Raw genomic sequence first — 14,771 nt, forward strand, 5'->3', positions numbered from 1 at the left:
CCGTCGTGTTTGGAACCTGCGCTGTGAGACAAGTCTTACACTGAAGATGGTTTTTTATTGAATCATCGAGCTTTTCTTGTTCAAATGTCGCATTAATGACGAATAACAACTGAAAGCTGACCTGTTGGTCAGTCATTCTAGTGAGCGAATAAAACAGTTTCATGAAATATTCCCGCGTATTTATTAATAGCCTGGCCTATGAACTGGCGCCTGTTGTGGTTTCCAGTAGTGAGCTAGAGTCTCGTCTTGCTCCTTTGTATCAAAAGTTCCGTATTCCTATGGGACAGCTTGCCGCATTGACTGGGATTACTGAACGCCGCTGGTGGCCAAAAGGACATCAATTGTCCGACGGTGCGATTAAAGCTGCCCGTAAAGCCATGGTTGAAACTGGGATTGATGTCGCCGATTTAGGTGCTGTTGTCTATACCGGCGTGTGCCGCGATCAACATGAACCCGCGACCGCGTGTCGTGTTGCTGCCGAATTGGGCGTGTCAAAAGACACTGCTATTTACGATATTAGCAACGCTTGTCTTGGGGTGTTATCGGGCATTTTAGATATCGCTAACCGTATTGAGCTGGGTCAAATCAAGGCGGGGATGGTGGTGTCCTGTGAATCGGCGCGGGATATTGTCGATGTTACTATTGATAACATGCTGGCCGATCCCACTATGCAGAATTTTGCCCAGTCGCTGGCGACCTTAACCGGTGGCTCTGGCGCAGTGGCAGTTATTCTTACCGACGGCAGTTTGCCGCTGACAAATGTGCGTCAGCATCAATTGCTGGGCGCATCGCACTTATCGGCGCCTGAGCATCACCAGTTGTGTCAATGGGGCCTGCAGGAAGTGGGGCACAATCTGTACCGCGAGTTTATGCGTACCGATGCGGTGACGCTTCTCAAAGAAGGCGTTGAGCTGGCTAAGCATACTTGGGAACATTTCCTTGAGCAGCGTAATTGGCTGGTTGAGCAAGTGGACAAAGTGATTTGCCATCAAGTGGGCGCCTCAAACCGTAAGCAAGTGCTTAGCGCGTTAAATATTCCCCCCGAGAAAGAATTTCCTACGTATCAGCTGCTGGGCAATATGGGCACAGTGTCGTTACCTGTGACCGCCGCCATGGCGCACGATCAAGGCTTTTTACAAGCGGGCGATCAAGTGAGCTTTTTAGGCATAGGCAGTGGATTGAATTGCATGATGTTAGGCATTAAGTGGTAGGGTGCGGTGCACCTTTTACGTTTTCGCTTGATGGCTGGCATACATTCGAGTAAATGAAGTCAGTTCATGATTCAGTTGATAGCTCAGTCTGTCGTTCAGTCGATAAGCTAAGCCTGCTAAAAATAAACCATTATTCGCTCTCATAAATAGAACAAAAGATAGGAAGCGTCATGTTAGACACTCTGTTGCCTTTTAAACGTCATTTTCTTAGCCGTAATGGCAACAAGCTGCATTATATCAACGAGGGCCAAGGCGAACCTGTGGTTATGGTTCACGGTAATCCTAGCTGGTCGTTTTACTACCGCAATCTCGTGAGCGCATTAAAAGACACGCATCAATGCATAGTGCCAGATCATATCGGCTGTGGTCTGTCGGATAAGCCAGACGATAGCGGCTATGACTATACCCTTAAGAACCGCATCGACGATCTCGAAGCCCTGCTCGATAGCCTGAATATTAAAGAAAACATTACCTTAGTCGTACACGACTGGGGCGGCATGATAGGTATGGGTTATGCGGCGCGTTATCCTGAGCGTATCAAACGCCTAGTGATTTTGAACACGGGTGCTTTCCATCTGCCCGAGACTAAGCCGTTTCCTTGGCCGCTGTGGATCTGTCGTAATACCCTGCTAGGCACAGTGCTGGTGCGTGGTTTTAATGCCTTTTCGTCTATCGCTTCATATGTGGGCGTGAAGCGTCAGCCTATGTCCAAATGCATTCGTGAGGCGTATGTCGCGCCGTTTAACTCTTGGGCCAATCGCATTTCGACGCTGCGTTTTGTGCAGGATATTCCACTGCGTGAAGGCGATAGAAACTATCAGTTAGTCTCTGATATCGCTGCGAGTTTACCGCAGTTTGCCAAAGTGCCGACTTTGATTTGCTGGGGCCTGAAGGACTTTGTATTCGATAAGCACTTTTTAGCAAAATGGCGTCAGCACATGCCCCATGCGACCGTGCATGAATTTGCCGATTGTGGTCACTACATTCTGGAAGATGCCAGCGATGAAGTGATTGCTCATATCAAGGGCTTTATGGCCGACGACCAAGCAGCGGCGCCGTCCGAACAGGCCGTAGGTTAATGTCGACCTTGCTTGAGACTGAAGTGACTCCTTTGTTGGCTGCTGTAGTGACGCCGTTGGATACGTCACTTTTAACTGGCACTTCTGCGTCAGCAATGGCCAGTGACGCCAATATTTGTCGTCATCTCAAGCAAGCCGCCCATGCCATTCCCCACCATCTTGCGGTAGCAGTACAAAGCGCTCAGGGCGCTTCTGTGGCGAATTTGCTTTACAGCGAGTTGGACTTTCTTAATCTAGACAGACAAAGCGATGCGATAGCCTTTGCGCTGAACGCCCATGGCATTGAGCGCGGCATGAAGGCTGTGCTTATGGTCACGCCGAGTCTGGATTTTTTTGCACTTACTTTTGCGCTGTTTAAAGCGGGGATTATTCCTATCCTCGTTGACCCCGGCATGGGGATTAACAATCTTAAGCAATGTTTTGCCGAAGCCGCGCCCGATGCTTTTATCGGTATTCCTAAAGCCCATATCGCCAGACGTTTATTTGGTTGGGGTAAGGGCAGCATTACGTCATTGCTCAATGTTGATGGCGGTAAAACTGGCTTAGCTGCAAGATTAATCCGCATCGCTACTGGCGCCATCAGTTTATCGACTCTGCTGCAAAACAGCTCTTCACGACACTCATCTTCGCAACACGCCTCAGCGCAACATGCTGAATATCCCATGGTGATGCTCAAATCTGATGAGATGGCGGCGATTTTATTCACCAGTGGCAGTACCGGCACGCCTAAGGGCGTAGTGTATAGCCATGGGATGTTTGAGGCGCAAATTAAAGCGTTAAAAAATGATTATGGCATTTACCATGGCGAGCGCGATTTAGCGACGTTTCCGCTGTTTTCACTCTTTGGCCCCGCGCTGGGTATGGCCTCTATCGTTCCAGAAATGGATGCCAGCAAGCCCATTACCGCCAATCCCGAATTCCTGTTTGCCGCGATTGAAAAATATCAATGCAGCAACATCTTTGTTAATCCCGCCTTGCTTGAACGTTTAGGCCGTGCAGGTGAACAAAAACAGCATAAACTGCCCAGTGTGCAGCGGGTCATTTCCGCGGGCGCGCCAGCCACCATTGCTTCCATCGCCCGATTTAGCAAGATGCTGAGCCAAGGCGTGCCGATTTTAAATTCCTACGGTGCGACCGAATCTTTACCGATCAGCATGATTGCCAGCGATGCGTTATTTGCCACCACAGATATCACAGATAACGGCGGCGGCATTTGTGTCGGCGGCGCTATCGATGGCGTGACGATTCGCATCATCGGCATCAGCGAAGCCGTTATCCCCGAGTGGGATGAGGCCTTAGTGCTGAATAACGGTGAAATCGGCGAAATCGTGGTGCAAGGGCCTATGGTGAGTCAGTCCTATTATCTAAATAATAGTCAGCACGATAGCCAAAACGAAAACCAAGGTAATAGCGCGACTGCGGCGGCCAAGATGTGGGACTCCGCCACCAATAGTTTTAGACATCGAATGGGCGATCTCGGGTATCTCGATGATCAAGGCCGACTGTGGATGTGCGGTCGCAAGGCCCACAGAGTCGATGCCACCCGTAAAGGCCAGTTGGTAAAGCGTTATTATTCTATTCCTTGCGAGCGTATTTTTAATACCCATCCCAATGTAAAGCGCTCTGCCTTAGTTGGAGTGAAAGTGGCGAACGAGATTGAGCCCTTGATCTGTATCGAACTCGACCAATCATTGGTGTGCAATAAGAGCCAACAGCTGTATCAAGATTTGATTACCATCGCTGAGCAATTTGCCCAGACGCAGGGCATAAGACGTTTTCTTATCCATCCTGATTTCCCTGTGGATGTGCGGCATAATGCCAAGATTTTTAGAGAAAAATTAGCTGTTTGGGCACAATCGCAAACGAAAGGTTGATTTAAAACTCCGCGGCTTTTTTCCTGCATTTTTTACGTTATATTCTGTGTTCATTTGAACAAACTCGCTTATTTTTAAGCCCTTGTGCTTATTTTAAACTTCTTACACCGACTTTAAGTTCATGTAAATGTGCTGAAATGGATACCTAAATGACGATAAACCCAATCAAGAGCACGACGCTTGCGCAATTTGATGCGGCTGAACAAACTGCACTCGCGCAGCTCGCCCTTAAAGTGCAACACGCCTTTGTCACGGGAGCTGGGGGATTTTTAGGTAAAGCGATTTGTTTGAGATTGTTAGCCGCGGGCATTAAGGTCACAGGTTTTGCCCGTGGTCATTATCCCGAACTTGAAGCGCTGGGCGTAGTCATGTTGCAAGGGGATTTAGTCAATAAAGACCAGTTGCAACAGGCAATGCAAGGCTGCGATATCGTGTTCCATGTGGCGTCTAAAGCCGGTGTTTGGGGCGACAGAGACAGCTATTTTTGCCCGAATGTGAAGGGCGCCGCAAATGTGATTGCTGCTTGTAAGGCATTAAAAATAAATAAGTTAGTCTACACCAGTACCCCGAGTGTAACCTTTGCGGGGCAGGATGAATCCGGTATAGATGAATCCACTCCCTATGCCACATCCTTCCTTAATTATTACGCCCATTCCAAAGCTATTGCCGAAAAGATGATGCTTGATGCCAATCAAGTGGGTGACGTATCGGTTGAAAGTGCCGCTGTAACTCAAGCCACGACAGCCACTATTTCAGACATTAATTCAGCTAGCACTCAAGTCTCTATTCCGGTCACGACTAAAGCCACTGCACCCTACGCGTTAAAAACTGTCGCGCTCAGGCCGCATTTGATCTGGGGTCCTGGTGACCCCCATCTTGTTCCTAGGGTGTTAGCGCGTGGCCGTTTAGATAAGCTTAAACTGGTTGGCCGTGAAGATAAGCTTGTCGATACCATCTACATAGACAACGCCGCCTATGCCCATGTGCTGGCCGCGCTTGAACTGTGCCAAGCAAAGCCTAAGTGTCAGGGAAAAGCTTATTTTTTGAGTAACGATGAACCCATCACTATGGCCAAAATGCTCAATCTTATTTTGGCCTGCGATGCGTTGCCGCCAGTCACTAAGCGCGTGCCGCAATCTGTGGCCTATGTGGCAGGCGCCGTGTTGGAAACTGTGTATTTTCTACTAAAGAAGCAAGAAGAGCCCATGATGACGCGCTTCGTGGCAAGGCAGTTATCTTGCAGCCATTATTTTGATATCAGCGCTGCCAAGCGAGATTTAGGCTATCGTGCACTTATCTCTATCAATGAAGGGATGGCAAGACTTAAAGCGTCACTATAGTGTTATTAGGCGTGAGTTTCGGAGTGTGCTTGAAATTCAATATGCCTGCTCTTATTTGCACTCTTATTGGCACTCTTATTGTGGGCATAGTTTAGCTGGGGACTTATGAGTTGCGGTGATTGTAAAACGTCGATTTTCAGGCAAAAAATTGGTCGCTGCAAACGCTGTATGTGGCAGCTTACCGCTTTGTCGGCAATAGGTTGGCCGTTGTGGTGGTGGCTCTATTATGATGCGCCGCGGGAAGTGAACTCGATTGCCTTACTGTTTTTCTGCACCGCTTTTACGGGGTTATTGGCTTTACATCTTATTGTCTTGGCTTACCGTCGCCTCAGAAGGCGAGAGTAAGCCAAGTTTCCTTTCCTTTTAAACTCTTGGGCTTAGACTTAATTTGTCGCTGTTTTTTCGTGCATCATTTTCTTCATTAATGGCGCAAGGGCAAAGAAGACTAACGCCATTACCACGCCTATTTGCGCCGAGAAGATAAACAGTTGCTCATATAGCGCCATCGCACTCGGTACGTCACTTATTACGCCGCCTTGGGTATCAATCGCGGCGAGCTTGTTTAATTCGGCGGCTAAGATTTCAGAGTATGAAGTGCCGAGGAACCAAGCGCCCATCATCAGGCTGACCACGCGTTTTACCGACAGCTGAGTTACGGCAGATAAGCCAATGGGCGACAGCAATAACTCCCCAATTTCTAATACAAAATAAGCCGCGACTAAAAACCAAATACTCACTAAGCCACTGCTTAGCGGCATTTGGATCCCGAGCACTAGCACCATAAAGGATAAACCTGCGAACAAAATACCGAGTGCGGTTTTAACCGGTTTACTCGGATCGCAATGTTTACGGGCGAGGGCAGGCCAGAGCCAAGCAAAGATGGGCGATAAACTGATCACAAAGAAGGCGCCGAGGAAGGTTAACTGTCCCGCACTCCATTCGAGGCCGAGCATGTTACGGTCCATCACACGGTCAGAAAATGCCACCCAAGAACCGTAGGTTTGCTCATATAAGCCGAAGAAGACCAAACCGGCGACGATAAACAGCAGTAAGGCCGACATCTGTTGACGTTCAATCGGGTTGCAGTGTTTCACCATAAACCAGCCAATCCCAAGGGCAAGTACCAGAGATACTGAGTGCAAAAACCAGATCACTGGACTCACAGCGGGTAATAAACTGCTAATAGAAAGCACAAGGGAGTGGGTTTGAATTAAGCCCCAGACCAGCACTACGCTGCCGATGGCGCTTAAATAAATCCATTGCTCTGTGGTGATGCCAGCGGTTTTCTTTAAAATTCTTGCGGGATCTCTGGGTTCGGCGAAGCCCTGCAAATGTTTCTTACCCCGAATAAATACCAATAAACCCGCTAACATGCCTAAACCTGCCAAACCAAAGCCGTACTTCCAGCCATAGGTTTCACCTAAATAAGCACAAATCAGCGGGGCCAAGGTGGCGCCTAAATTGATGCCAGCGTAGAAAATGGTAAAGCCTGAATCCCGCTTTGGAGATGACTCGGGATACAGCTGACCGACGATGGTGGAAATATTGGGTTTTAAAAAGCCCACACCGACAATGATCAAGGCGAGGGATAGATAGAACACCTGCAGTGCTTGTTCATCGCGCTGAACTTCACCGGCGACGATAACCGCTTGATGGCCTTCAAAGGCCATGCCTAAGTGGCCGAGGACCAACAAAATACCACCGAAGATGACCGCTTTACGCATGCCGATATAGCGGTCGGCCAATAAACCACCGACCACGGGCATGGCGTACACTAAGGCACCGTAAGCACCAATGACGTTATAGCCAAATTCGTCGGTAAACAGATGATATTTAATCAGATAAAGAAACAGTAACGCCTTCATGCCGTAGAAGGAAAAGCGTTCCCACATTTCGGTAAAAAAGCAGACAAACAAGCCCTTAGGATGCCCAAAGAGCATTTCGGGCGGGGGCGAACCCTGTGGGCCTTGCATAGCGTGCGGAGGATGTTGTTCTGTTGACACTTAAGACTCCCATTGCTGGCGCTTCATGCACCGAGCATCGATTGATTCATTTTATCGTAATGAATTTTATTAATTATTTTTCATTATTAGTGGTTATTGCAGCCTTGCTGATTGCTAAAAGACGCCGCAGTAGCTGCAGTTAATCACACTCGGATGCTATGGAACAGCCAAGGGGCTTGAAACTGATGAATATTTTGCTTATTTCACCATTTTGCTGTTCTTTGAAACTGTGGTTAACCTGCTTTTGAGTCAGATTAAGTGGCTCAATTAATTCATTTTCAGTTAATCAATGAGTGCTACATAGTGGCCAGAATTTGATAGCGACAGTTTTTAAAGATGGCTTTAGGGCTTTGATTCTGTGCCGATTTGATGTTTAAGGCGTCGTTTAGCGAGCCGCTTAAAGTGTTGTTAAAAATTTTGTTTAGCTCTTGTTTATCCCTTATTTTAAGCACGTGCTTGATCTCGACTCTGTGCTGTTGAAGATACCTCCACAACATGAGAACTTAGCGCTAGCGGCTTTGTACTTTTATTAAGGGATATTTTCATGGGATGTTCTATTAGTGCCATTAGTGCTGTTAGTTTAATGAGTGTGGTTCGCCAGAATGTGAAGGCTTTTACCTTGTTAGCCGTACTCACCAGTGCGAGTGGCTTTATTGGGATACAAAATGTTTATGCTGATATTGCCAGTTCAGTAGTGATGAATGCTGAAACAGTGAGCGCTGAAGCGAGTGTCGATACGGCCACTGGATCAGCAGCGCAAGTTCTTGCGTTAGTGGGAAGTTGGCAACTAGTCTCAGGTCGCTATTTAAATGAAAAGCACGAATGGGTGGATTATCAGAACCTCAATTTGAGTGCAATTAAAGTGATATCAGCGCGGCACTTTAGTTTTACCGCCATCAAGAATGTTGACTGTGTCAGCCAGTTCTGGGCGGCGGGATCTGGGACTTATCAGGCAACGGCGACTGAGTATACAGAGCGGCCAGAGCTGAACTCTTTCGGTGCAGCTAAAGGTGCGGAGTTTGTGTTTAGTTATGCCATTAAGGGTCAAGAGTTACATACTCAAAGAGTTGAAAATGGTGTGTTAAAAGAAGTCGAAGTTTGGCAGCGATTCGACTAGAAATAGTAAAACAACCGTTCGTTAGCGTTAGGACGTTACATTAGGCCCGAAAGCAAGGTAAAGGGCTTGTTTAGCTCTGCGTCGGAGACTTGCGTATCGGTTGCACAGCAGTGTCGAATGAAATAGGTATTAGATGCCAATGGCGGTGGATATAAGCTCAATTTTAATCAATTAGCTTTTGATGTTAAGAATGATTTATCTGAATAGTCACTGTTTTGATACCTAGGATTCCTATGGGTTTTCAGACTCAGTTATGCTGATTTCGCTCAGCCGTTATGTTGGTTGTTAAGGAGACTTATGGAGTTTTTTACCACCCTATTTGTGGGTTACCCGCTTTGGGTTTGGTTGATGTTTTTCGGTTTTGTGCTGGCATTATTGGCCTTCGATCTTGGCGTACTACACAAGGAACAGCATGAAATTACCGTGGCCGAAAGTTTAAAGCTTTCAGCCTTTTATATCTGTATGGGCTTACTGTTTGGGGCTTGGCTCTGGTGGTACAAGGGCTCAACGGCGGGTATGGAATACCTGACGGGTTATCTGATTGAAAAATCGCTGTCTATGGATAACGTCTTTGTTATCGCTTTAATCTTCAGTAGTTTAGGCATTCCGCGTTTATACCAACACAGAGTGCTCTTCTGGGGTATTTTGGGTGTAATAGTGCTACGCGCGATTATGATTGGCCTTGGCGCAGTGCTCGTTGCCCAATATCAAGGCGTACTGGTGTTATTTGGACTCTTCTTGATTTTCACTGGCGTGAAAATGCTCTTCTCCAATGACGAGCACAGTGATATCCAAGATAATAAGTTTTACAAATGGTTACGCACTAAGATGCGTTTTACGCCGACACTGCATCAGGAGAAATTCTGGGTACGGGGTGAAGATCATCAGTTATCAAAAGGATGGTGGGCGACGCCGTTATTTTTAGCGTTGATCTTAGTGGAAACCGCGGATTTAGTGTTTGCTGTCGACAGTATTCCAGCCATTTTTGCGATTACCCAAGATCCTTTCATCGTTTATACCTCGAATATCTTCGCGATTTTGGGGCTACGTGCCTTGTATTTTGCCTTGGCGGCTATGGTGCATCGTTTCGAGTACCTTAAATACGCGCTGTCGGTGGTATTAGTGTTTATCGGGGTAAAAGTGGGCTTAGTGTATTTCAATCACGAGGGCATAGTGGACTTTACTATTCCAACCGCACTGTCTCTTGGGGTGACGTTCGGCCTGTTAGTCGCAGGGGTCTTGTTCTCGCTGTGGAAAACGCGTGGCCAAGAAATCGATAAATAGAGAAATAGAGAAATAGTTTGCGCGACTCGTGGCGAGTCCAATAACGAATCTCTTGGCCGTTTAGCCCATGCTAAATGGCCTTTTTTATATTCTTACTATCCGAATCGTTGAGCTTTACAGAGGATGTTAAAAAATGAGGATATTAAAAATTAGTCTATGCTTACTTTGAGTCGCCGCTGGTGCCGAGGCTCACAAAGGGAGTTTTTAGGACTAATACTCTTCAAGGACGATATTATGAAACTTAACATTGCCGCCATACTCATGCTCTCAGTTTGTTCATTGACCACTGTCAGTGCAAAAGCTGCAGACAAACAAGCAACTGATACCGTATCTAATGTAACTTCCACTTGTACTGGAGCTTACCCAAGTTACTTCCAAGACCCCGCGTTCAATAAAACAGGTATGTGGGACAATCAAGTCATCATCAACCAAGCTTATTCAGGCTGGAAGGGACCCATTTTTAGCTTGAGCGATGCCTATTCGAGTGCGCAGCAAGATAATGCTGCACCTTGGCTTGAATTCAATCCCTTCGATAAAAGTCTGAGTGAGACAGATAAAAATACCCAAGCGTGGAAATACCTTTGGGCTGTGATGAAATACATCCAAGAGGGGAATATCGACAAAGGCGATATCAGTAAGGACTGGGATTTGTGTAATAACAAGGTTCGCTCTTGGTACCATATTCCCTATCAGACCTATGATCCTATGAGTGGACGGGAATTTATCCACGGCTTGACCCGCGAAGCCCCCGTCACTATGGAGATAAAAGGCCAAGGCGATTTGAAAACCACTATGTGGGCGGTGGGGTTTTATAATCCTCAGGCGGCTAATAGCATTGGCAAGGTATGGACGGGAGCGCCGTCACCTGTGATGCCGCAGCAAAATTTTGTATTTAATGAAGGCAGTGTGATCGGCAAATTACTGTTCACCACAGCAACGCCCAATAATTATCCTTTCCTCGAAAACGTACCCGTTTGGCAAGCCAATATCAGCGCCAGTGATTTCTGCGAATGTAAAAATGCCGATGGCAGTGCTTGCAGTTTCCAACAGGAAACAGAGCAATGCCCGCGCTCTGTCGCCGATGTGTACTTATTACAGTTTGACATCGCAGTGCGTGACAGCCGCTCGCCCGTGGGCTGGGCCTATGGCACTTTTGTCGCCGATGGTCAGTTTAAAGCGAAAGAGAAAAATCCTTGGGATCGTATCTCTCCACTGGGATTAATGTGGGGTAATGATACGCCGCCTGCCACAGTGGGAGCGGCAGCATTCCCTCAAAACCCAATCACAGGGCTTAAGGATAGCGCTGTATTTCAAGAGGTCGTTGGTCGCTTGAATGAGCACACCAATGCGGGACACTTAGGGTGTAACGGACGTTTAAATGGCCCTGCGGATAACGCATTAAGTAGCTGTTTATCTTGCCATCAAACCGCATCTGTTCCCGATGGCACTAATAATACACCGGCAATCTTGTACCAATTTGCCTCGTATCAACAGCCGGGCAGTGGTCAATGTTTAACATCGCCCAGCGCACTCGATTTATCGATTGACCAAGTGTATTTCAAAACCTTTAAGTGCTCAGCATCCTTTGTTGGACCAAGCAACATAGTCCCCGTACCTAAATATGCCCAAGGGCAAAAAGAGTGGATTTCTACTGACTTTTCATTACAGCTCAGTATCAGTCTCACCCAGTGGCAAGAATGGCAAGAAGACCAAGATAACCTGAAAAAGAACATCAAAGTGCGCGTATTCGAGGGCACTTTACCTTCTCGCTAATGTTGAAGTTTGTTTAAGGTTAACACCAACGCACTATCCGTCATGAATGGCCAGATAGTGCGTTTTTTATGCTCAGCCTTAGTTTATGCCGAAATTAAGCCTCAGCTGATTTAGAAATTAATGCAAATTAGCTTGTTCTTCGCCGCTGTTTTTCCTAATGTGATTGCAAATGATTTTCAATGAGGCGTGTTATGAATACCCATCTGCAGTTACAGGTAAACCATTGGCTTGAAAATGATCCTGACCCTCGCACTCAAACCCAATTACAAACCCTAATTGATAACGGCAATGAAGCCGAACTCGCGGCGCGCTTTGCCGGTCGCTTAGAGTTTGGTACCGCAGGATTACGCGGTGTGGTCGGCGCTGGGCCTATGGGGATGAACCGTCTAGTGATCCGTCAAACCTCGACTGGCCTTGGTGCTTATCTACTTGATCAGATTAAAGATGCCGCCGAGCGTGGTGTGGTGATTGGTTACGATGGTCGCCACGACTCATTCAATTTTGCCCATGATGCGGCGAGCGTACTGACCGCTATGGGCATTAAGGTGCGCTTAACGTCTAAAGTGGCGCCGACACCGCTGGTGGCCTTTGGGGTAAAGCATTTTAATGCGGCAGCAGGCATTGTAGTGACCGCGAGTCATAACCCGCCGCAATACAATGGCTATAAAGTGTATTGGGAGAATGGCGCGCAGATTATTCCGCCCCACGATTCTGGCATTGCCGCGCAAATTGAGCGCGCCGCGAATCAAGTGATTCCGTTTTTAGAACATGATGAGGCGGTAAAACAAGGTAAGTTAATTATTCTGCAGGACGATTTTTACCAAAGCTATCGCCATGGCGTGCAGCACGCTGAGGTGCTGCAAAACCATACGGCTCCAGAAAAGGTCAGTTTAGCCTATACCGCCATGCACGGCGTGGGCGCTGAAATGGCTGAAACCGTATTGAAAGATGCGGGTTTCACCCAAGTGTATTCGGTAGCCTCCCAGCGCGAACCCGATGGGGATTTCCCAACGGTGAACTTCCCCAATCCGGAAGAAAAGGGCGCGATGGATTTAGTGATCGCCGAGGCGAAAAAACACGGCGCTATGCTCGCCTGTGCCAACGATCCCGATGCCGACCGTTTTGCGGTCGCAGTGCGCCGCGATGATGGCGAATACCAGATGCTAACGGGCGATCAAGTCGGTGTGCTCTTTGGGCATTACTTGTTATCTCACGCTAAAGATAATCAGCGACTTACGGGCACAACGATTGTGTCATCGAGTCTGTTATCTAAAATTGCTCAAGGTTTTGGCACGCAAAGCTTTACCACGCTCACCGGCTTTAAGTGGTTGATGAATGTGGGTATCGCGAAAACGTCCCCTGAGGATCAATTCCTGTTTGCCTATGAAGAAGCCCTTGGTTATACGGTTGGCAGCATGGTGTGGGATAAAGATGGCTTGTCGGCGCTGGTGGCATTTGCCCAATTAACTGCCGAGCTAGTGGCGAAGGGGCAAACGATTTGGGACAGACTCGAGCAAATTTACCGGGAGCATGGCTTCCATCTCAATGCGCAGGTGAGTATTGCACTAAAATCTGACACGCCTAATATTGGCGCCTATTTGCGCGAACATCCCCCCGTGAAGATTGGTGAGCAAGACGTGCTCTCAACCGATGATTTAAAAGCTCTTGAGCGTCGTTTTGCCGATGGTAGCGTTGAGAAAATCGACTTGCCAACAAGCGATGTATTAACCTACTGCTTAGCGGGTGGCGCTCGGGTAATAGTTAGGCCATCTGGCACTGAACCCAAAATTAAGTGCTACTACGAAGTGGTCGAAACTATGGTCGATACGGATACCTTAGCCAGCGCCCAAGCGAGAGCGAGCAAAGCCATGGATGATTTTATTCAGGCGCACCAAGCCAGTTTGCCAAAGTAACGTTTTAACTAGGCCAAAACCCTCAACATTCACTTTTATTAAAAGGCTACTGACATCATGCTGTCAGTAGCCTTGTTTTATTCTTGTTGTCGCCCGTTAATGATTCAGTCCTGAATTTTATAAATAAGGTTTTGAATCATTGATATTTTTCAACAAGGAGAAAGTGAAAATGTTATCTATTGCACCGTTAGTTTGGGGTGAAATTCCTGTCAGTGACATGAACCGTGCCGTTGCTTTTTATCAGCAGCATTTTGGGGTTGAGTTTAAACGTGACGATATGGAAGACATGGAATATGCGACGATAGTCACCGAAGATGCGAGTGCGGCGAGCATAGGGTTAGTCAAATGCAGCATGAGTCAGCCATCGATGCAAGGCAGCACTGTGTATCTGCATTTCAGCGCACAATTGCAACCTTTAGTGGATAAACTTATCGCAGCAGAGGTGACGATTATCCTGCCAGTCACGCCGATTAAAGACGGTGAGTGTGGTTATATCGCCTTATTTGCCGATAGCGAAGGTAACAAAGTGGGTCTGTGGTCTAAGGATAAGTAGTCTCGAGTGATTAATGTATTAGCGTCGTGGCCTTAAGGCACGACGCTAAAATCACGCAATTAACTAAAGTATGGGTTTAGATTTTTATGGAAGAAACAAAGATGGACGTGGTTTATATTGATGCTCGACCGCTACTTGGACTGAGTACCCGCACGAACAATCGGGCCGAAATGTCCGCCGATGGCGCTAAAATTGGCGGTTTATGGCAAGCCTTTTTTGAATCATCACAACTCACCGCTATGCTCAATTCGCCCATGTATGGCGTGTATTACGACTATGAGTCAGACATGAATGGCGAGTTTGCTGTGCTGGTGGGCAAGGCAATTGATGCCCCTGTTGAGGCAAACCACTTCACGTCGCTTGAGCTTGAAGCCGGTAAATACCTTAAATTCACCGGTCAAGGTGACATGCCCCAGTGTGTTATCGATCTTTGGGGACAAGTGTGGGGCTATTTTAGTGCTAACGATTGTCCGCATCAGCGACGTTATCAAACTGATTTTGAAGTCTATCTCAGCGCCACTGAGGTTGAGATTTATATCGGGATTTTATGATTTAAATCGTAAAATATCACTCAAGTGAGTATCAGGATATGTCAGTGATTTATGTAAACTCACAATGCTTAAT

The 14,771-nt window shown here is 47.2% G+C and carries 12 protein-coding genes; 11 read left to right on the forward strand and 1 reads right to left on the reverse strand.

The window, feature by feature from the left end; all coding sequences use genetic code 11:
* The first annotated feature begins 161 nt into the window (after positions 1-161).
* The 5 genes from BM607_RS02290 to BM607_RS02310 all read left to right on the forward strand — a co-directional run bounded on the left by BM607_RS02290 (position 162) and on the right by BM607_RS02310 (position 5,849).
* Positions 162-1,211 carry a 3-oxoacyl-ACP synthase III gene (locus BM607_RS02290; RefSeq protein WP_011846420.1) on the forward strand — a complete coding sequence of 350 codons (1,050 nt, stop codon included), beginning with the start codon at positions 162-164 and terminating at the stop codon, positions 1,209-1,211.
* Positions 1,212-1,381: 170 nt separating this feature from the next.
* Positions 1,382-2,290 (forward strand): alpha/beta fold hydrolase, encoded by a 909-nt coding sequence (locus BM607_RS02295; protein WP_071939027.1) that lies wholly within the window; start codon positions 1,382-1,384, stop codon positions 2,288-2,290.
* Entirely contained in the window at positions 2,290-4,164 is a 1,875-nt protein-coding gene (oleC, locus tag BM607_RS02300) for an olefin beta-lactone synthetase (protein ID WP_071939026.1), read from the forward strand. Before BM607_RS02295 ends, oleC begins: the two co-directional genes overlap by 1 nt.
* A gap of 149 nt (positions 4,165-4,313) precedes the next feature.
* Positions 4,314-5,504 carry a 2-alkyl-3-oxoalkanoate reductase gene (gene oleD / locus BM607_RS02305; protein ID WP_071939025.1) on the forward strand — a complete coding sequence of 397 codons (1,191 nt, stop codon included), beginning with the start codon at positions 4,314-4,316 and terminating at the stop codon, positions 5,502-5,504.
* 105 nt (positions 5,505-5,609) lie between these two features.
* Positions 5,610-5,849 (forward strand): DUF3624 domain-containing protein, encoded by a 240-nt coding sequence (locus tag BM607_RS02310; protein ID WP_071939024.1) that lies wholly within the window; start codon positions 5,610-5,612, stop codon positions 5,847-5,849.
* Between the two features lie 38 nt (positions 5,850-5,887).
* Here BM607_RS02310 and BM607_RS02315 read toward each other — a convergent pair whose 3' ends face one another.
* Complete coding sequence (locus BM607_RS02315) at positions 5,888-7,507, reverse strand: peptide MFS transporter (RefSeq protein WP_071939023.1); 1,620 nt, start codon at positions 7,505-7,507, stop codon at positions 5,888-5,890.
* A 544-nt stretch (positions 7,508-8,051) separates the two neighbouring features.
* On the opposite strand from BM607_RS02315, the gene BM607_RS02325 reads away from it, so the two are divergent.
* The 6 genes from BM607_RS02325 (at position 8,052) to BM607_RS02350 (ending at position 14,698) form a co-directional block, all read left to right on the forward strand.
* Complete coding sequence (locus BM607_RS02325) at positions 8,052-8,624, forward strand: hypothetical protein (RefSeq protein ID WP_071939021.1); 573 nt, start codon at positions 8,052-8,054, stop codon at positions 8,622-8,624.
* A 297-nt stretch (positions 8,625-8,921) separates the two neighbouring features.
* Positions 8,922-9,908: a TerC family protein gene (locus BM607_RS02330; protein ID WP_006081085.1), complete on the forward strand. Its 987-nt coding sequence runs from the start codon at positions 8,922-8,924 to the stop codon at positions 9,906-9,908.
* 234 nt (positions 9,909-10,142) lie between these two features.
* Positions 10,143-11,681 (forward strand): hypothetical protein, encoded by a 1,539-nt coding sequence (locus tag BM607_RS02335; protein ID WP_071939020.1) that lies wholly within the window; start codon positions 10,143-10,145, stop codon positions 11,679-11,681.
* A 191-nt stretch (positions 11,682-11,872) separates the two neighbouring features.
* Entirely contained in the window at positions 11,873-13,594 is a 1,722-nt protein-coding gene (locus tag BM607_RS02340; RefSeq protein ID WP_071939019.1) for a phospho-sugar mutase, read from the forward strand.
* 169 nt (positions 13,595-13,763) lie between these two features.
* On the forward strand, positions 13,764-14,147 hold the full coding sequence (locus BM607_RS02345) for a VOC family protein (protein ID WP_006081088.1): 384 nt from the start codon (positions 13,764-13,766) through the stop codon (positions 14,145-14,147).
* Between the two features lie 101 nt (positions 14,148-14,248).
* A complete protein-coding gene (locus BM607_RS02350; RefSeq protein ID WP_071939018.1) occupies positions 14,249-14,698 on the forward strand; it encodes a GyrI-like domain-containing protein in 450 nt (149 codons plus the stop codon).
* The last annotated feature ends 73 nt before the right edge of the window (positions 14,699-14,771 follow it).

The organism is Shewanella sp. SACH, from assembly GCF_001887095.2.
In the GTDB taxonomy this organism is placed as follows: Bacteria; Pseudomonadota; Gammaproteobacteria; order Enterobacterales; family Shewanellaceae; genus Shewanella; species Shewanella baltica.

What these genes read in the sequence shown, in the direction of transcription:
- BM607_RS02290 (WP_011846420.1), top strand. Translation starts at nt 162, where the DNA reads ATGAAATATTCCCGCGTATTTATTAATAGCCTGGCCTATGAACTGGCG.
- BM607_RS02295 (WP_071939027.1), top strand. Translation starts at nt 1,382, where the DNA reads ATGTTAGACACTCTGTTGCCTTTTAAACGTCATTTTCTTAGCCGTAAT.
- oleC (WP_071939026.1), top strand. Translation starts at nt 2,290, where the DNA reads ATGTCGACCTTGCTTGAGACTGAAGTGACTCCTTTGTTGGCTGCTGTA.
- oleD (WP_071939025.1), top strand. Translation starts at nt 4,314, where the DNA reads ATGACGATAAACCCAATCAAGAGCACGACGCTTGCGCAATTTGATGCG.
- BM607_RS02310 (WP_071939024.1), top strand. Translation starts at nt 5,610, where the DNA reads ATGAGTTGCGGTGATTGTAAAACGTCGATTTTCAGGCAAAAAATTGGT.
- BM607_RS02325 (WP_071939021.1), top strand. Translation starts at nt 8,052, where the DNA reads ATGGGATGTTCTATTAGTGCCATTAGTGCTGTTAGTTTAATGAGTGTG.
- BM607_RS02330 (WP_006081085.1), top strand. Translation starts at nt 8,922, where the DNA reads ATGGAGTTTTTTACCACCCTATTTGTGGGTTACCCGCTTTGGGTTTGG.
- BM607_RS02335 (WP_071939020.1), top strand. Translation starts at nt 10,143, where the DNA reads ATGAAACTTAACATTGCCGCCATACTCATGCTCTCAGTTTGTTCATTG.
- BM607_RS02340 (WP_071939019.1), top strand. Translation starts at nt 11,873, where the DNA reads ATGAATACCCATCTGCAGTTACAGGTAAACCATTGGCTTGAAAATGAT.
- BM607_RS02345 (WP_006081088.1), top strand. Translation starts at nt 13,764, where the DNA reads ATGTTATCTATTGCACCGTTAGTTTGGGGTGAAATTCCTGTCAGTGAC.
- BM607_RS02350 (WP_071939018.1), top strand. Translation starts at nt 14,249, where the DNA reads ATGGACGTGGTTTATATTGATGCTCGACCGCTACTTGGACTGAGTACC.